Here is a 17,964-nt window from a genome sequence, read left to right on the forward strand (position 1 = left end):
GTCAGCGTGCCTGCAGCGCGGCCTTTTCAAACCGCAGCATGGCGTCTTCGTTCCAGCGGTGGTCGTTGCTCCGCCAGCCGTTGCGGCCGTCGTCCATAAAGTTCGGGAAGTTGGATCGGCAGTAGCTCTCGCGCAGCTCAAAGTCCAGCAGCACCTGCGGCACACCATCCAGCCGCAGCGCCGCCCGCAGCCCATCCGCGGACCACTCAATGGTCACCAGTCGCTCGCGGTCGCCGTTTTCCTGCGAGCGCATCGCGTCGGTGTTGTACACCAGCATGGCGTCCATCACAGTCACGTCGAAATCGTCCTCAACCGTGGCGCGGTCGCCGTCGCAGGCGTAGCAGTATCCCGCCGCACCTTCGTCTTCAAAGACAACGCGCCACGGCAAGTCGCGCGCGGGCGAATAGCTGACCAGCTTCGCGCTGCCCACCCGAAAGTCGAGTGCATCCATACCTTCAGGGTAAAGCAGGCTGCGCTTGACAAGCGTGAGCAAGCCTATGCGCCTCTCCACCGCTGAAGCGAGCTCTCCAGCACAGGCGCGTAAACTGGTCAGAAGTCATTCGGAATGAGTTTTCGTTTCCACTTTGGACGTCCCCAACGTCTTGCCGCCCTGGTCCTTCTGCTGTTTCTGGGCGCGGCTCTGTTTACCATCGGTCGCGCTCCGCTGACCGAAAGCGACTACCGGTACGCCCTGTGCGGCCGCGAGATGTGGGAAAAGCCCTCGCCCGCGCTGGGCTACTTCACGACCTGCGGCAACATGCAGGGTGACGGCACCGCCGCCTACCGCGCCGCCGCTCTGCCCCTCACGCTTTACGTGCAGGTGTTGCGCTTCCAGGACTGGCGCGAGCGCCGGGCCGACGCCGCTAAACCGCCAGGCGAGCGGACCTATGTCGCTAACTCCGTGCAGGGCTCCGTCTACGATCTGCGGCATCAGATCTCCGGCCTGCAGTACCTGCTGCGAGTACCATTTGCGCTAGCCGCGATGGGCCTTGGCGCCAGCCTATGGTGGGTGTGCCGGCGCCAGTTTGGTAACGTTGCCGGCTTCTTCGCGTTGTGCCTGTACTGCGTCTTGCCGCCGGTGCTTGCCTCCGCCACCACGCCCAACAACGACATCCTCGCCGCGTGGGGTCTGTTCGCCACCATCTACACGGCGCTCGGCATTGCGCACGCCATGTACGGCCCCGCAGAGAAGTGGCGCCCGCGCATCGTGCTCTTTACCGTTGGGCTCGGTGTCACGTTGTGCGCGCACGTACTCGCTGGCGTGGTCGCGCTCTGCTTCGCGGCGCTGTTCATGCTGTATGTGGCGGAGCGGCGACGCACCCTGGTGCTGCCGCTGCTCATCGGCTCCGGCCTGGGCGCGCTGTGCATCGTGTTTGCCAGCTACGCCTTCCGGCTCGCCCCGTTCTTTTACGTCTTCACCGCGGGCGCGGCGCGCTTCACCGTCCAAACGGCAGCGGCGAAACTATTCTTCTCCGACTTCCGCAACCTTCCCCTTACGGCCACGCTGGCGCTGTGCCTGGTGCTGTACTTCGCCGTGCGCCGGTCGCGCTATTTCGGCAACACCGCTCCTCTGCTGGTTGCACTCGCCTTGTTGCCCATGCAAACCACGCAACTCGTCACATGGCCGCTGCTGTGGGCTGTGCCGTTCCTCCTTACCTTTGCCGCCGGCATCTTCGCCGACGCCCTGGAAACGCGACAGCGGAAGCTATACCTCCTCCTGGGTGGCGCCGTCATCGCGACGGAGACGCTGCTGGCCGTCACGGTCGTTCCGTCGCTGCACCAGTAGGCGAAGGTTCGCGCGCTCCCGTTTGCTTCGTTGCGTAAGAAGCGCCGAAATGGCGAAAGCAGCTCGGCAGAGAACGCTCCATTTCCGCAAAGGCTGCATCCAAACAGCAAATCCTATGCGTTCTGTCGTTGCGGTTCTTCTGCTGCCAGCTCTTCTGGTCACTCTTCCTCTCTCCGGCTGCAAGCGCGCCAAGCGCATCGCGGCGCAGGCTGCCGGCTCCGTCGGTGTTTCGCAGCCGACCTACACGGACGCCATCCAGCAGGCCATCAGCACCGGCCACATGGATGCCCTGAAGTGGCCGGATTACTCAGATGTGCAAGCTGCGGTCAGCGGCTTTTACGACAGCCGGGATTACACACTCGCCTGGAGCAAGGACGGCAAGCCCACCGCGCAGGCAAACGAGCTGATGCAGGCCTTCAGCAACGCTCGCAAGCGCGGCCTGGAACCCGAGGATTACGACGCCAGCAGGTGGCAGGGCCGCGTGGCCGCGCTTTCGTCCGACGATGGCAAGGTCGCGTTTGACACCGCCATGACGGTGAACGCGATGCGCTTCCTGAATGCCATTCACATGGGCCGCACCGATCCCAAGTTCTTCGCGTTCGGCATCGATTCCAGCTCCAAGCAACTGGATCTGCCGACTGTGCTGACCGACCAGATCGCCTCCGCCAGCGAAGTAGACAAAGCGCTCACCGATCTGGAGCCGCAATCCGCGCAATACAAAGCTTTGCGCGACCAGTTGCCGCATTACCTCGACCTGGCCGCGCAGGATCACAGCGATCCGCTGCCCAGCCCGGGAACGTCAGCCGCCTCCCTGTCGCGCTCCTACCCCGGCCTTGCGGCTCTGCAACAGAAACTGCAACTTCTCGGAGATCTCCAGGGCGGCACAGACAACACCGCCGCAAACTCTGGCGCTGATGCATCTCCATCCGCCGCACCAGGAACGAGCTTGGATCTTGCCACGCTGACGGACGGCGTCAAGCACTTCCAGCATCGCCACGGTCTGCCGGAGGACGGCAAGCTGTCTCAGGCCACCGTTGCCGCGCTCAACGTGCCCATCACCACCCGCGTCAACGAGATCGAAGACGCCATGGAGCGCTGGCGCTGGCTGCCCGACCAGTACCAGCAGCCCGCCATCCTGGTGAATCTGCCGGAGTTCGTTCTTCGCGCCTTTGAAGGAGACACGCAGCAGTTCAACATGCGGGTCGTCGTGGGCCAGAGCAAGGAAGACGAGCACCACACGCCCATGATCGCGGACCAGATGAAGTACTTGGTCTTCCGGCCGTTCTGGAACATCCCGCCGTCCATCGCCAAGAAAGAGATCCTCGGCCACATGCAGGCCGATCCCGGTTACCTGAGCTCGCACAACTTTGAAGCGGTCAACAGCAAAGGCGAAGAGGTGCCCGCCTCCGCTGAGGCAGTGGAGCACAGCACCGTCATGGTGCGCGAAAAGCCCGGTCCCAAAAACTCACTTGGCCTGGTCAAGTTCATGTTCCCCAATCCGTTCAACGTCTACCTGCACGACACCAACGCGCACTACCTGTTTGCGCGCAACCGTCGTGACTACTCCCACGGCTGTGTTCGCGTTGAGGATCCGCCCAAGCTCGCGGACTGGCTGCTGCGTGACAACAGCAAGTGGGATCCCGACACAATCCAGCAGACCATGAACGACGACACCGTCATCAACAAAACGGTATCGCTCGGCAAGTCTGTTCCCGTCGTCCTCTTCTATGGCACGGCCTACGTGGACGGCGGCGAGATGCACTTCTTCCAGGACCTGTACGGCTACGACGCGGACCTGGAAAAGGAACTGCAGCACGGCTATCCGTTCCAGCACAAGCCCGGTCGCGCCCGCGGAGAAGCTTCCGTCTAGTCACTGATCATCGCGCTCAGGGGCGTGTCCTGCCGGTCAGTACCGCCCCTTTCTGAGCACATCAATCCGTTGCGCGATTGTGTCGGTTTGATCGTTGGGGCGATGCGCCTTCGCCAGTGCCAGCGCACGGCTGAAGGCAGCTTCCGCTTCGGCCCTTCGCTGGAGCGACAGGAACATCGCTCCAAGCTCCACCTGCACGTCGGCGGCATCGGGCGCGATCGCAACAGCGTTGCTCGCCTCCTGTATCGCTCGGTCCACTTGTCCGGTCCGAATCAGGCCACGCGCCTGGCTCATGTGCGATTGCGCCGCCAGCAGCGGAACATCGTACGTGCCTTCGTACACCAGGATGGAGTGCCCGATCATGTCCTTCGGGTGCCCGTCCTGGAACTGACGATACGGATTCATATCGCCGGGGCCCCAGACCGCGCCCGACGTCTCAAACGTTCCGAGCAGGAAAATGCCGGAGATCTTTAACGGCATAATCGTCTGCGGTGATCCCGCCCACATGCCCAGGCCACTCGGCAGCAGCTTGCACGGGATGCCGTACCCGAGCGGCTGCGGCATTGTCTGCGGGTAGGCGGACCAGCAATCCGTGATGTGGTTCCGCTCCAGGTATGCGTGCTCCTCCTTGCGCTGCTGTCCCCAATCCACGTTCGAGTCGCTTAGCAAGCGATACGTCCGATTGGAACCTCCGAATGCCTCATTCGCATACGGCAGGTAATCCGGATGCGCATGCAGCGAAGAACCCACTTGGAACAGCATCACAAGTGCGATCACAATCGCAGCCGCCCGGGAACGCTGCGCAATCAGCCATGCCGTGGCACCGGCAAGCAACACAGCAAACGGATACACCGGCAACACATGCCGAACCCCGATGTCCAGCTTCGAGGTCATACTCGCGAGCACGATCACGATCATCGGCACCATCACAAAGAGGAACTGACGCCGGTACCTGAAATCTCGACGAAACAGCAGGACGAACGATGCGCCCGTGAGCAGCAGCAGCGGAAGTGACGTCTTGATCAGAAGCGCAGCTGGGAAATACCAGGGAACACCGGTCGGATACACCTTGCCGAACAAGAACGCCGGGTGCGCCATCTGGTCGATCGGCAGCTTCGTCCAGCCGTACAGGTACGCCTCCGGCAGTAGGTGGAACTTCGCCGCAAACACGACCAGCGCGCGCTCGAAGTGGCTCGGCAACTGCATGGTGAACGCTGCCAGGTTCGGCACTAACGTTATGTTGGCAGCGGGGCGAGCCGCATAGCGAAATCCGTAAAAGGCCCAAAGAATCCCATAGCCGGCCAACGCAGCCACTGCGATGCCGCCAAACACCTGAAGCGGACGCCGATGATCCCGCTGCATCATCTCCATCGCTCCCAACACCAGGAGGATCGGCAGCACGATCGCGCCGCTCATCTTGGTTACAAGTGCCAGCCCAAATGCAAGGGCGAACAGCAACAGCCGATCCCATCCAGGCCGTTGCAGGTAGCGCCAGAACGTCCACACCGTCGCAAAGACCATGACGGCCACGCCCATGTCGGTCGTGATCAGGACTCCATGGGCGAGCGGCGTGGGTTCGAAACAGAAGATTGACAGTGCCAACAGACCGGCCACGGGCCCGAACATCTCAGTGCCAGCAAGGAAGATCATGGTTCCGAGCAGCAGCGGGAAGACGACTAGCGCGGTTCGGGCCCGTTGCAGCAGGTCGTCCCCGCCGTTCATCCCCAACAACTGGTCGCCGCCTATGTATTCCTCTGCGTAGAAGAAGGGATTGGGCGGGTGCGGCTGCTGTATGTGCCTGCCGAGCAGAGGCAGGGCCGCAATCATCTTGACCAGCGGCGGGTGCTCCGGATTCACACCGAAGTCGTGCGCGGTCCAGTGCTGATAGCCGGCATACAGGTGCGCAGCCTCGTCTACGGTTCTTGACTGCTGGCGCACGGAGAAGAGCAACTCTGCTGCAAGGATCAGCAGCAGCACTGGGGCGGCGAAGTAACAAAGACGAGCGAAACGCGACGACTCAAGAGACGTGCGAGACAACATAATCTCTCCACTTTGGCGGCTAAAGGAAATCTGGAGAGGAATGCTAATCGCGCGGGACGAAATCGATAAAGATTTATTTGAGCGGCAAGGTGAGGCCAAAAACAGAAAAGCGGGTGAGGCAAATGCCCTCACCCGCTTTCTGAAGCTGAGCGCCTTACGCGCGATGACGCCGGCTGTGACCGCGGTGGCCGGAGCCGCGCGATGCCAACTGCATGCCACCAAACTGCCACTGGCGAACCGGGCCCACGTCCACGTGGACAAAATGGCTGGTCGGGTAATATCCGACACCGCCCATACCAAGGCTCAGCGCAGCATCACGAATGGCCTTGGTGCTCACACCGGGGATCTGGATGTCGATCGCCTTGGACAGGATGTGCTGCGAATGCTCGGCCACGCCCGTAGCCGCGCTGCGGGTGCGGAGAAAATTGTTGGACCACGGCGTACGGTAGCCGCACACGATGTCGATGGTGGCGTTGGGCCTGCCCAGCTTCGCCAAGAGGCTGTGCAACAGGTCGAACTCCCGCGGATCGTAATTTGCCTTGTCGTTCGTCCGGTGATCTCGCAGGAAGTGGTTCAGCATGTCGATGCCGCTCTGCAGGTACAGGCCGTTCTGCTTGTACGCAACGTCGATGGACTCACCGGTGTGCAGATGGTGCAGCCGCAGACGCACGGTATCCAGCAGGGTCGCCGGGCGATGCGGCGGAAACGTAGTCGGCACGGACGGCACTGAATCGGCCTTGATACCCAGGGTGATCAGCGAGGTGAGGGCAACCGCAGCAACAGCGCGGAACAGGCGGGGCAGCAAGGGAAAATCCAAACAGTGACTCCAGAGGGCTTGGGTGCGCGATGTTCGGGGCGGAAATGCCAATCGCAAATCCGCATTCTCACTAAAGAAGACTTTATCTGAATCGTGAATACAACCCAATACCCTAAACGGGGCATCCGCGACGCCACCTCTCGACATACCGCGTCGCCGAGACGCCAGAGACTCTGCTTTTTCTTTTCAGGCGCACAGCCTCTCTTCTATAAGGCGCATCCGTTTACCTGATTCGGTGTGCTCGGCGTTGTGCTCGAGCCATCGTGACAAGGAGAAAGCCCATGAATCTGAAGCACGCGATTCTTTCCTCAGCACTGGTTCTCGCAACGGCACTACCGGCGCTGCCTGCCGCAGCTCAGGACACCTACCAGCACCACGGCATTGGCACCGGCAAGGGTGCCCTGATCGGCGGCGCAGGCGGTGCGGGCATTGGAGCCTTGGCCGGCGGCGGCAAAGGCGCCCTGATCGGCGGCGCACTGGGCGCCGGCGGCGGTGCACTCATCGGGCACCACAATGCTTCCGTGCACCACCGGCACTATCGCGAGCGCCACGGCTACTATCGCAACCGTCGCTACCGCTAGAGCTGAACCGAGCCGATCGGGAGGAACGAACACCTGATCCGGCTGGAGCTCCAAAACTGGGAAGTTTCACTGCGCCTGACGCATGCACCTGCGGCAGGCGCAGTGCCGTTTGCGTTGAAGTGAACTGGACCCTTACGTCAGCAATTGGCTGAGATTGCGGTGCGTTGCGACGCTACCAGATGTCCCGGTGGTCGCTTTTCCAGTCCTGGCCGGTCTGTGAGGGTTTCCGGGTCGGGCGTGGAGGCGGCTGGAGCTTGGTCGCGCGTGTTCCGATGGACGTGGTCATCGGCCGTTGCATCGTCTGCCGATCGCGTTCGCTCTCGGTCCAAGCCTTCCACGTGTCCTGGCCACGGTCCACCCGCGTGTTGTGCGAGCGCGGCGGCAGCGCGTAAGCGGCTGTGACAAAGTAGCCGTACTGGCGCTGATTACACCGCATGCAGCGCATGGGATAGCGCAGCAGAAGCAGCTCTCCCACGTCATGAATGCGCACACGCGAACGCCGAAACTTGGTATTCGCGCAGAATACGCAGCCGATCACGCCATCGGGCAGCTTCTGGTCCGAGTCGGTCGCACCGCCGTCGTAGCTTGTGCCGGCATTCTCTTGTACAGAGGGCAGCAAAGGATCAGCGGCGAGAGGACGATCGATGTCTGGTGTCACGACGCCTCCTTGCACGGCCTGTCTGAAGGTTAGACGTGTGCGGCACCCGCGGCAAGCGCCCGAACTCAGGAAGCTACTCTGATTTTGGGTCGAAGAGGCCGGGTAAGGTGGCGGAGCTCTCGGATTTGCTGGAAAAGTGAGCGTCTCGCGGCGGCTTGGCGGCTGCGAGGTGAAGTCCTCGGCGAGACGGCGTGGCGGGAACTGTTCGGGAGAGCGGTCGCGAGACCTCCCCGGCACCGGGCCCACTTGGGGGACCATCCAAGAGGTCCCGGAGGTCGCGGAGTTCGGCGTGGATGCGCTCGAGACCGCTGGATCGCGGATCGGCTGTACCGGGCTGCGGGGCTGCAGCTTCGGGCTTGGTGCGGTGGGCGTCAGACCGGCGCTGCCGGCTTTGCAGCAACTGCCGAGCGCCTGGAATGGTGTAGCCCTGCTCGTAAAGGAGTTGCTTGATTTCGAGGACGAGTTCCACGTCGCGGCGGCGATACAGGCGTTGTCCGGTGCCGCCCTTGCCCACTTTCAGTTGAGGGAATTCGGTTTCCCAAAAGCGGAGCGTGTGGGTCTCGACGTTAAGGAGGCGCGCAACTTCGCCGATGCGGAAGTACAGCTTGTCCGGAATGACCGGATCGCGAGGCGGTTGAATGTTGCGAGCTTCGGACACGCGCAGCCCTCCTGGGAGCGTGCTTGCGGACGGTCTGAGTATATGCCTGCCGGGTACTCCCCCGCCCCCCAGCTTTTCGTAAGTTCTTCCTGGAATGGACGTTAGCGAATCAGCAGGCTGTAAGTTCCTTAATTTGCTGAGGTTCGGCGTAAGTTCCTGGCACGGAACGGGATAGCTGGCGATGCACAAAGCCTGATGCACCGGTTTTCGCTCTGCGTAGCGCGGCGGACAGTCAAGTGGCCGGGCTAAGGGAAAGGTGAAGGTGGAGAAAAAAAGGCCCCACTCTCGTGGGGCCTCGCTCAATGGACAGGAACAGCGGACACGGTAGATTCCCTTCCCGGTACTGAATGCCCCCGCTGGGTTCCTCTCCCTGAAGAACCCGAATTGTGCTACGTCAGTCCCAGGAATGGGGGTCAATCTGTCAGCTACACCATAGCTTGCCGTTATGCTGCGAGAGTGTCAAGGTGGATGCACCGAAAGTTTTGCACAATTTTGTGTGCTGAATCCGATTTGGGATTTCGCGGAAAGTGGTAGGCGTGCCAGCGTGCAGTGGGCTAGCGGGTTAGCTGACAAACGCGCAAGAGCCGGGGCTGGTTGGCCCCGGCTTTCTGGTGGAGGAAGCGCATTCGCAGCCGCTCCCGAGTGCATCCGGCCCGGTCAGGCCGGCCTGGAGACTAGAAGGTGAACCGGCCGCTGAGGCGGATAACGCGGGCGGCGTTGGACGTGGTGATCTGGCCGAAGGTACCCGGCGAGTTGATGTTGGCAGAGGGATTCGCCCACTGCGGTGTGTTGGTTGCGTCGAAGGCTTCTCCCCGCAGCACAAAGGTGTACTCGTGCCAGATGGGGAAATTGCGCGTGAGACCAAGATCGAGGTTGAACAGGCCCGGTCCGCGGACGGAGTTGCGACCCACGTTGCCGTTCCGCAGGTTGGCACCGGAGTAGACCGAGGTGATAGTGGCGTAATTGCCATTGTTGACGAAGTACTGCGGATAGTTCGGATTGGTGCCGTTGTACTTCACGCCCGTGATGGACGGCTTGCTGAACTGAACGGGCACCGCCGTGTCGCCGTTGCCGCTGGTGGAGCTATCGGTCAACTGGAAGGGCTGACCGCTGTCATAGATGAGGATCGTGTTCAGGTCGAAGTTGCCGATGATGCGCCCCAGTATGCCGCTGGAGAGGAACTGCCGTCCGGGACCGATGGGAAGCTGGTAGTTCGTCCAAAGCGAGTTGATGAAGGTCCGGTCGAAGCCGCTGTTGGCGTAGTTGCGATTGAAGGTCTGCGGAGAGTTGAAGGTGACAGTACCGGGCGTGGAGTTGGTGTCGTACGTGTTCATGGCATGCGACCAGGTGAACGCGTAGCCGAACTGCAAGGACTTGAAGGTGCGCTCGTTCAGCGCGAACTGCAGGCCCGAGTAGTTGACCGTGCCGAACGGGAAGAAATCGGTGAGCGTGTTGACGTTGCGCCGAGCGCCACCGGGAGCGTTGCTGTTGGCAAAGATGGGCCGGCTGTTGACGCCCAGGCTGCTGACGAAGCCGGAGTTCACATCGATGCCCGCGACCTGGCGAACCTGGTGCGTGCCCACGTAGCCGACCGTGGCTACAAGGCCCTTGGCCAGATCACGGTCGACGAAGAGGTTCCAGGTTTCCACGTAACCACGACGCCACTTCTGTGGAGAAAAGATGGTGCCGTAGTTGTACGGCAGCGGCACTACGCCGCTGCTGATATCCGGCAGCACGACTGGCGGCACACCGATGAAAAGCGAACCGGCGGGCCCTACGGAGTTGGTGGTACTGAGAGCCGAGGAGGGCGTGTACTGGGTGGTGAAGGTGCCTACGCCGGTCTGGCTGAGCGTGGTGAGCGCCGGGTAGGCGTCGCGGTAGAAGCGGTAGTTTTCCGGATCGACGGTGATGCCGGCGCCGGTGCGGATCACCATCTTGTCATTGACGCGGTAGTTAATGCCGAGGCGGGGAACGACCTGGCCGTGGCCCACGTCGACGCCGGTATTGGTGGGGGTATTGCCGCGTCCGCCGATCAGCGTATTTCCGGTGGTCGGATCGTAGCGGAAGACGCCGGTGTGGTCACGGGTTGCGAACGGATAAAACTCGTAGCGCACGCCGTAGTTGATGGTCAGGTCGGCGCTCGCCTTCCAGGTGTCCTGGGCGAAGAAGCCGAACTCTGACCAGCGCGGCCCGTTGGGCTGGAAGAGCTGGACGGTCTTGCCGACGTTGTTGGGCAGGCCGAGCAGGTTGTCCGCAATGACGCGGGCGAAGTTCGGCGTTTGCGCGCCGCCGGTACCACCGTTCAGCGCGGTGATGCCGCCCGTGAAGGTGAACTGACCGCGCGGACCGAAGTTGTTGGTCTGCAGGTGATTCATGGCGGAGTGGGTGTACTCGCCACCAAAGCGGATGCTGTGATTGCCGTGAACGTAGGTGCCGTTGACGTTGCCGACGTACTGGTAATCGCGGAAGCTGAACGGGTTGGACTGCAGGTAGTTGCCATAGTTGCTGAGTCCCTGGTTTTCGATAAAGCCGGGCAGACCAGATTGGAAGGTCGTGGTGCCATTGGTGCCGGGGATGCCGAGCAGGTTCAGGCCCTCGTTGGTGCCCACATCAGGTGCCTGAGCGGCCAGATCGATGCGGACGACGCCAGCGTTGGCGTCGATGAGGAAGTTGTTGGTGAAGGAGTGCGTCGCGCCGAGGCCGACGTTCTTGATGTTGCCCGGAGCGACACCCGGCTGGCCACCGTCCCAGGTGTTGCCGATGGCGGGACCAAAGGCTGGCGGATCGACGATGTTGGAACGGAGGAGCGAGTAGCGGCCGAAGAAGGTGGTCTTGTCGGTCGGGTTCCAGTTGATCTTGGTGTCGTAGGTTCCGCGATCGAAGGCGAGAATGGCGCCACCGGCGTAGTTCGCCGTGGGCGCGGTGGATGTTTCGGTGGGGATGAGCGAGAACATCTTGAGCGCGGGCGCGCTGAGGCGGTTCTGCGGGATGATGTTGCCCGCAAAGGGGGTGCGCCCGGTGCCGTCGGCATTGCCAGTGAGCGGGTCATAGATGACCGCCTGTGCCGCAGTCAGGCCAAACGCCGCGGGGTTGCGCAGGAGGGCGCTGAAGTCGCCGTTGCGGAACTGAGAGAGCGGCACGGTCATGGTGCCGTTCTTGAACTGGCGCAGCGAGACCTTGTTGTAGTTGAAGAAGAAGAACAGCTTGTCCTTGATGATGGGACCGCCGATGTTGCCGCCGTACTCGTTGTAGATGTTCTTGGGAACGCGGGGCGTGGCGGCGGCGCGGACGAAGTAGTTGCGCGCATTGAACTGGGAGATGGAGTTGTATTCCCAGACGCCACCATGGAAGTGGTTGGTGCCGCTCTTGACGACGAAGTTCGCTGCGATGCCGCCGGCGGCGCCCTGCTCTGCGTTGAAGGAGCTGGTGACGACGTTGACGGATTCGATGGCGTCCTGCGGCGGGATGTAGGCGGCTTCAGATTGCAGCCAGGGGTAGTTGACCGCGGCACCGTCGATCTTGATGTTGTTGATGGTGTTGGCGACGCCGTTGGCGTTGATGGCCTGGTTGCGGCCGGGATTGCCGGCCTGGGAGTTCATCTCCTGCGGCGGCGGAACGCCGGGGATGAGGCGGAAGAGATTTTCGGGATTGCGGCCGGCGGAACCGGAGGTCGGAAGCTGGTCGACCTGGCGCGGGCTGATCTCGTAGGACACGTCGGCGCGGTCGGTCTGGAGCGCGGGCGGGGCGGTGGAGACGTCGACGGTTTGGGTGACGCCGCCGATGGTCAGGGTGGCGTCGACCCGCTTGGTCTGGTTGACGGCGATGGGCACGTTCTTGGTTTCGGAGGTGCCGAAGCCGGTGTTGCTGATGGTGACGGTGTAGTTGCCCTGGGGAACGTCCGTGATCTGGTAGTTGCCCGAGTTGTCTGTGGTGCCGGTGCGGGTGAGGCCTGTGTCGGTGCTGGTGATGGTGACGGTGGCGCCGGCGACCGCCGCGTTGGAGGCGTCTGTGACGTTGCCGGTGAGCGTGCCGTAGAGCACCTGGGCGTGGACGCAACTGAATGCGAGCGCTGGAAGGGCGAGGGCGGCGGCGGACCGAAGAGCAAGGTGGTGCGCGCGCCGGGAAGTAGGGTGGAACATGGGTGCCTCCAAAGTTTTTGCAGCCGAACTTTTCTAACTTGATTTGCGCGCCGAACTTTAGACAGCGGTTCTCTGCCGTGTCAAGACACAGAGTGGTGCAGCCGACAGCATTTTTTTGGGAAGGAGAATTTCTGGGCTGAGAAACGTTTTTTCTTGCGATGTTGCGGCTGAAACTTTTTGGTGAGGATGCTCGTAGCGACGCGGTTTTTGGGTAGGGCCGAACGGCGGACGGCGGCTTCTGCGAGGCCTTACCGTTGCGGCTCCGGCAGCTTAGGCACGGCACCCCAACTAAAGGCGCGCAGCTTCCTCTTCCAACTTCGGACCTGAATTTTTCGGCGCGCAGGAAAGGCCGCCGGGCGGCATTCGGCGCGACCCTGCGCGGTGGTGAGGTGCTCTAGCGGAGCAGGCGCATGCTGAGGCGGAAGAGCTGCTCGAAATCGTTGTGGAGGGTGAGGCTGGTCGCCTCGGGGGAGTTGAGGGCGGACTCCACGGCCTTTTGCGCGGCAGGGCGGCTGTAGCCGAGATTGACCAGCGCGGAAAGCACGTCGTCGGCCGCGGGAGTGAGTGCGGGCGCGGCGGCTTGGGTAGGTGCCGGCGTCGCGAAGCCGTCGAGCTTGTCTTTCAACTCCAGCACGATACGTTCCGCGGTCTTCTTGCCAATGCCCGGAATGCGAACGAGTTCGGCGTGACTGCTGGAGCGGATGGCCGCGGCCAAGGCGTCGGCGCGGATGCCGGAGAGCAGTGTGATCGCGAGCTTGGGGCCGACGCCGGAGATGGTGATGAGCTTCTCAAAGAGAAGCTGCTCCGAGGGGTCGAGAAAGCCGAACAGGGCGATCGAGTCTTCGCGCACTTCCGTGTGGATGTGAAGAGCGACGGGGCTCCCCTGCTCCGGGAGCGCGGTGTAGCACTGCACGGAGGTGGTGACGGCATAGCCGACGCCGCCGCATTCGACCACAGAGCGGTTCGGCGTCTTGGAAAGTAAGGTGCCGCGGAGGTGAGCGATCATGATGAGTTCGAAGGCGGAGCGGACGTGGCCGAGCTATGCGCGGCGGCGGTACAGGATCTGGAACTGGTATCCCGGGTTGGGCGGATACAGAGCGTGCACGGCGCAAAGACGGGCGGCGAGAGCCGGCGGCGCAAGCAGGGGGTACTCGCGCTCGCGGAGATCGGCGTAGTCGAAGTCGAGAAAGATGCTGAGCAGATATATCGCGACCGCGTCGGCAAAGGCGGCGTTGCGGTAATCGCGGCGCGCCTGTTCCGCTGCTGCGGGTGTTGGCGGCGGAGCCGAGGGCCGGGGTGCCGGCCGGGTACGCGAGGGAGTGTCCGCGGTGTCGGGCTGTGGGCCGAAGGCGGCGACTCGGTGCTCCCAGGCGTCGATGGAGGTTTCCCCGCGGACGCCGGCGGCGGTCTGTTCGGCGAGCAAGTCGCCGAAAGAGGCGGGCATGCTGGCGATATCGACCAGGTCGTGCGCGATGTTGATGAAGAACTCAAAGGCGAGCGCAAAGCTGTCGTTGTGCAGAAGCGCGGAAAGGAAGACGAGGTCTTCGCCGCGGATCTCCGCATTGCGATGGCAGATGGCGCGTTCCACGAGTTCGGGCGTGGCGTGAAGTGCGACCAGGGTGGGGTCGTTGCTTTGGAAGGCGGCGTCTGCGGCGTCGTTGCCGCGGAGGCGAGCCCCCGAAAGAGCCAGCGGGACAAATACGTAGGTGGTTCGGGTGAGCGCGGCCGCCAGGCTGGCCGGAACAGCATTCACGAGTCGGAGCAGAGCTTCTTCGGAGACGTGAGTCGCGGCGGGCTTACCTGAACCTACGCCGTCCCCCAGAAAGGCATAGCGAAGGCCATTGCTCGCGGTGCGAGGCCGCATCTGGCTTCCTGCGGCTTCGGCGGAAAGCAGCTCTGATTCGAGGACGTTGGCCACCAAGGCGTATTCTAAATGCAGCCATGGCACAGCCTGACCGCACCTTTGCTCCGGGATACACGAACTACACGGGACCTCGCCTGTTTGGGGCACCTGTGGGCGATCTGAGTGCGTTTCAGACGGTGTTGGCCACGCTGGCGATCGGAGCGGCAAGCTTCTTTGCGGCGACGTTCTTCGGAATCCTGGGCGTGTCGGTGCTGAGCATTGCGCGGCACCGGATGCTGGACTACAGCATTGCGTATAAGTTCGTGGGTCTGCCGGTGGGCGTGCTGATGCTGTTTGGGGCGGGGCTGTACCTGGGGTCGATCCTGATCCGCCGGGTGACACGCGAAGGCCGCTAGGCCGGCTTCACGCCCGGTGCAGATCGGGCGCAAACGGTTGCGCCGCAGGTTTTCGGAAAAATTGTTCAAGAAATGCGGCGGCTTTCTGTTGTAATCAACAGAGTTTGGACCCTATGACCGTGCCGCCACACTCAACTGGAAGTCCCAACAAAGGAAATGGCGGAGCGGTGTCGCTGCGCACACTGTCAGCGCACCTGGGCCTGTCGATGGCCGCGATCTCGCGCGTGCTGAGCGGATCGCCGGCTGCGCGTTCGATTCCGCCGGCAACGCAGGAACGCATCTTTGCCGCGGCCCGCGAGTTGAACTACCGGCCAAACCTGCTGGCGCGCTCGCTGCGGCGGGGCCAGTCGACCAGCGTTGGCGTGCTGATTCCCGACATCTCAGAGGGCTACTCGGCCCACGTGCTGGCGGGCATCGAAGAGACGCTGTCGGCCGCCGGGTACACGCTGGTGATGATCACGCACCACTATCGCGAAGAGGTGCTGGCGAAGTCAGAACGCATCTTTGCCGAGCGCGCAGTGGATGCGGTGATCCTGGTGGGAACGAACCTGCACGTGTATGGCACCACCCCGACGGTCACGGTGTCGTGCCCGGATTCGCACCCCGGTGTGACCAACATTGTGCTGGACCACGATCGCGCGGCCGAACTGGCGCTGCGCCACCTGTATAGCCTGGGGCATCGCAACCTGGCGGTGATCAAGGGGTACAAGAAGAGTTCGGACACCGAGCGGCGCTGGCAGTCGATTGAGCGCGCCGCCGCCATGCTGGGCATGACCCTGCCCGAGGAGCGCGTGGTGCAACTGGACGACGAGCAGCAGACCAACGAGCCGGGATATCGCGCGATGAAGAAGCTGATGCACCAGAGCCGGGAGTTCTCGGCGGTGTTCGCCTTCAACGATGTTGCTGCGATCGGCGCCATCGACGCGATGCGCGATGCAGGCCTGGACGTTCCGGAAGACGTTTCCGTGATGGGCTTTGACGACGTTGCGTTTGCGCGAGTGCACCGGCCGTCACTGACCACGGTGCGGCAGCCGCTGCACCGCATGGGTGTGCTGGCCGCCAACGCGGTGCTGGAGAAGCTGAGCCAGCCGGGCGAGAAGCAGACCGATGAGGTCGAGGTGGTGGTAGAACCGGAGCTGATTGTGCGGGCAACGACGCGCGCGGCGACCGTGTGCGCGGCGGCTGAGGCGGCTTAGGCGCTCGGCACTGCCGTGTCGCCCGGATTGATTCTGCTGCCGATTCTTCGATCCTGCCGAGGTGAGTCCCAGGGATCGCGAAACCTGTTTCAATTACATCGCACGTTCCGGATGGTGCAGTTCTGTGGGCCTGCCTAAGGTTGGGTCATGCACAAGACGATCGATCCAACGATTCTCTACTTTGGAACTCCGGTAGCGCTGATCAGCACGGTGAACGAGGATGGCTCGGCCAACCTGGCTCCGATGTCGTCGGTCTGGTGGCTGGGGTGGAGCTGCATGCTTGGCCTGGGGCAGATGAGCCAGACGGCGCAGAACCTGATGCGCACGCGCGAGTGCGTTGTGAACCTGCCGAGTTCGACGATGGCCGGCGCGGTGGACCGGCTGGCGATGACTACGGGCAAAAATCCAGTGCCAGACAAGAAGCTGGCGTGGGGATATCGCTACGAAGCGGACAAGTTCGCGCGAGCGGGCCTGACGGCGGTGCCGTCGGTGACCGTGGCATCGCCGCGCGTTGTGGAATGCCCGGTCCAGATGGAGGGCGTGATCCACGAGCGCCACGCCTTCGGAAAGAACGTGTCGGCGTGTGCGTTTGAAGTACACATTCAGAAGCTGCATGTGGATGAGAGTCTGCTGGAAGCCGGGAGTGACCGGCACATTGACCCGGTGCGATGGCGACCGCTGCTGATGAGCTTCTGCCGGTTCTTTGAAGTAGGAGCAGAGGTGCAGCCGTCCACATTGGCCGAGTCGGGCTTTATGCAGTCAGCGCGGTCGCTGGTGGCAGCAACGGCCAAGACAAGCGCCGCTCCGTTGGGAACGGAAGGAGCGTCAGCATGAGTGCGCGCGAGATGCGATCGGAAGAGGAAGAGCGGTGGGCGGCGGTGGTGGCGCGCGACCGGTCGAGGGAAAGCGCGTTTGTTTATGGCGTGCTGTCGACCGGCGTGTACTGCCGGCCGGGGTGTTCGTCGCGGCTGCCGAAGCGCGAGAATGTGCGGTTCTATGATTCGACTGCTGCCGCAGCAGCGGACGGACTGCGCGCCTGCAAGCGCTGCCTGCCGGACGGGCGCGATGCGCGGGCCGTGGAGGGAACGATCCGGCGGCTGTGCCGGTACATGGAAGCGCGCTTGCAATCGCACCCGGAGGACGCGCTGCAGCTGGCGGACCTGGCGGCGCGGGCGCAGTTGAGCCCGGCACACCTGCAGCGCACGTTCCGGGCAGTGGTCGGAGTGAGCCCGAAGCAGTACGTGGACGGTTTGCGCATGGAGCGGTTCAAGCGGTCGCTACAAGGCGGAGAGAGCAACGTGACGGATGCAATTTTCGATGCAGGGTACGGATCGATTAGCCGGGTGTATGAGCGCGCGGAGACGCAGATGGGGATGACGCCGATGGAGTTTCGCGAAGGTGGCGCTGGCGTTGCGGTGACGTACGCGGCCTTTGAGACAGCGATGGGGCTGGCGCTGGTGGGCGCGACGGACCGCGGCCTGTGTTTTCTGCAGTTTGGCGAGAGCGAGGCGGAGCTGGTGGAGCGGCTGCGGGAGCAGTATCCGCGAGCGGTGATTGCGGCGATGGAGCCGCGCTCGTCTGCGGGTTTTGCGGGATGGATCGCTGCGCTGAACGGCTATCTGGAAGGCCGGGCGCCCGACCTGCGGCTGCCTGTCCACGTGCGGGCCACGGCGTTCCAACGAATGGTCTGGGAGTACCTGCAACGCATGCCGGCGGGAACGACGCAGAGCTACCGCGAGGTGGCGGAGGCGCTTGGGCGTCCGACGGCAGCGCGCGCAGTGGCCCGGGCCTGCGCTTCCAACGTGGTCGCGTTGGCGATTCCCTGCCATCGCGTGGTGCGTGGGACGGGCGAGGTGAGCGGCTATCGGTGGGGCGTGGAACGGAAAAGGCGGCTGCTGGAGATGGAGCGGGGCAATGTAGCCGGGCGGACCGACGCGTGATGCCGGCGTAAAAGCGTGAG

General features: G+C 63.0%; 15 protein-coding genes. 7 read left to right on the forward strand and 8 right to left on the reverse strand.

Going from position 1 to position 17,964, the window contains the following annotated elements:
- Position 1: 1 nt before the first annotated feature.
- Positions 2-451 (reverse strand): DUF2251 domain-containing protein, encoded by a 450-nt coding sequence (locus OHL12_RS11410; RefSeq protein WP_263413937.1) that lies wholly within the window; start codon positions 449-451, stop codon positions 2-4.
- Between the two features lie 114 nt (positions 452-565).
- On the opposite strand from OHL12_RS11410, the gene OHL12_RS11415 reads away from it, so the two are divergent.
- Together OHL12_RS11415 and OHL12_RS11420 are read left to right on the forward strand one after the other, a co-directional pair.
- On the forward strand, positions 566-1,786 hold the full coding sequence (locus OHL12_RS11415; protein WP_263413938.1) for a hypothetical protein: 1,221 nt from the start codon (positions 566-568) through the stop codon (positions 1,784-1,786).
- A gap of 115 nt (positions 1,787-1,901) precedes the next feature.
- Positions 1,902-3,656 carry a L,D-transpeptidase family protein gene (locus OHL12_RS11420; protein ID WP_263413939.1) on the forward strand — a complete coding sequence of 585 codons (1,755 nt, stop codon included), beginning with the start codon at positions 1,902-1,904 and terminating at the stop codon, positions 3,654-3,656.
- Positions 3,657-3,692: 36 nt separating this feature from the next.
- Here OHL12_RS11420 and OHL12_RS11425 read toward each other — a convergent pair whose 3' ends face one another.
- Both OHL12_RS11425 and OHL12_RS11430 read right to left on the reverse strand, forming a co-directional pair.
- Positions 3,693-5,696: an ArnT family glycosyltransferase gene (locus OHL12_RS11425; RefSeq protein WP_263413940.1), complete on the reverse strand. Its 2,004-nt coding sequence runs from the start codon at positions 5,694-5,696 to the stop codon at positions 3,693-3,695.
- A 154-nt stretch (positions 5,697-5,850) separates the two neighbouring features.
- Positions 5,851-6,513 carry a DUF882 domain-containing protein gene (locus OHL12_RS11430; RefSeq protein WP_263413941.1) on the reverse strand — a complete coding sequence of 221 codons (663 nt, stop codon included), beginning with the start codon at positions 6,511-6,513 and terminating at the stop codon, positions 5,851-5,853.
- Positions 6,514-6,794: 281 nt separating this feature from the next.
- Between OHL12_RS11430 and OHL12_RS11435 the strand changes: the two genes are divergently transcribed.
- Positions 6,795-7,094 carry a glycine zipper domain-containing protein gene (locus OHL12_RS11435; RefSeq protein ID WP_263413942.1) on the forward strand — a complete coding sequence of 100 codons (300 nt, stop codon included), beginning with the start codon at positions 6,795-6,797 and terminating at the stop codon, positions 7,092-7,094.
- 172 nt (positions 7,095-7,266) lie between these two features.
- Here the strand turns inward: OHL12_RS11435 and OHL12_RS11440 are convergent, their stop codons facing one another.
- The 5 genes from OHL12_RS11440 to OHL12_RS11460 form a co-directional block, all read right to left on the reverse strand.
- Entirely contained in the window at positions 7,267-7,752 is a 486-nt protein-coding gene (locus OHL12_RS11440; RefSeq protein WP_263413943.1) for a hypothetical protein, read from the reverse strand.
- A 73-nt stretch (positions 7,753-7,825) separates the two neighbouring features.
- Positions 7,826-8,410: a MerR family transcriptional regulator gene (locus OHL12_RS11445; protein WP_263413944.1), complete on the reverse strand. Its 585-nt coding sequence runs from the start codon at positions 8,408-8,410 to the stop codon at positions 7,826-7,828.
- A 674-nt stretch (positions 8,411-9,084) separates the two neighbouring features.
- Positions 9,085-12,549 (reverse strand): TonB-dependent receptor, encoded by a 3,465-nt coding sequence (locus OHL12_RS11450; protein ID WP_263413945.1) that lies wholly within the window; start codon positions 12,547-12,549, stop codon positions 9,085-9,087.
- 394 nt (positions 12,550-12,943) lie between these two features.
- A complete protein-coding gene (ruvA, locus tag OHL12_RS11455) occupies positions 12,944-13,555 on the reverse strand; it encodes a Holliday junction branch migration protein RuvA (RefSeq protein WP_263413946.1) in 612 nt (203 codons plus the stop codon).
- A gap of 33 nt (positions 13,556-13,588) precedes the next feature.
- Positions 13,589-14,413 carry a hypothetical protein gene (locus OHL12_RS11460; protein WP_263413947.1) on the reverse strand — a complete coding sequence of 275 codons (825 nt, stop codon included), beginning with the start codon at positions 14,411-14,413 and terminating at the stop codon, positions 13,589-13,591.
- A 77-nt stretch (positions 14,414-14,490) separates the two neighbouring features.
- Here OHL12_RS11460 and OHL12_RS11465 point away from each other — a divergent pair, with 77 nt between their 5' ends.
- From OHL12_RS11465 to OHL12_RS11480, 4 genes are all read left to right on the forward strand, one after another.
- On the forward strand, positions 14,491-14,808 hold the full coding sequence (locus tag OHL12_RS11465; protein ID WP_263413948.1) for a hypothetical protein: 318 nt from the start codon (positions 14,491-14,493) through the stop codon (positions 14,806-14,808).
- A 167-nt stretch (positions 14,809-14,975) separates the two neighbouring features.
- Complete coding sequence (locus OHL12_RS11470) at positions 14,976-16,004, forward strand: LacI family DNA-binding transcriptional regulator (RefSeq protein ID WP_263413949.1); 1,029 nt, start codon at positions 14,976-14,978, stop codon at positions 16,002-16,004.
- Positions 16,005-16,151: 147 nt separating this feature from the next.
- The gene (locus tag OHL12_RS11475; protein ID WP_263413950.1) at positions 16,152-16,838 is read left to right on the forward strand and encodes a flavin reductase family protein; all 687 of its coding nucleotides are present in this window, start codon (positions 16,152-16,154) and stop codon (positions 16,836-16,838) included.
- Positions 16,835-17,944 carry a bifunctional transcriptional activator/DNA repair enzyme AdaA gene (locus tag OHL12_RS11480; RefSeq protein WP_263413951.1) on the forward strand — a complete coding sequence of 370 codons (1,110 nt, stop codon included), beginning with the start codon at positions 16,835-16,837 and terminating at the stop codon, positions 17,942-17,944. The genes OHL12_RS11475 and OHL12_RS11480 overlap by 4 nt, the downstream gene beginning before the upstream one ends.
- The last annotated feature ends 20 nt before the right edge of the window (positions 17,945-17,964 follow it).

The sequence above is a fragment of the Terriglobus aquaticus genome, from assembly GCF_025685415.1.
GTDB lineage: Bacteria > Acidobacteriota > Terriglobia > Terriglobales > Acidobacteriaceae > Terriglobus > Terriglobus aquaticus.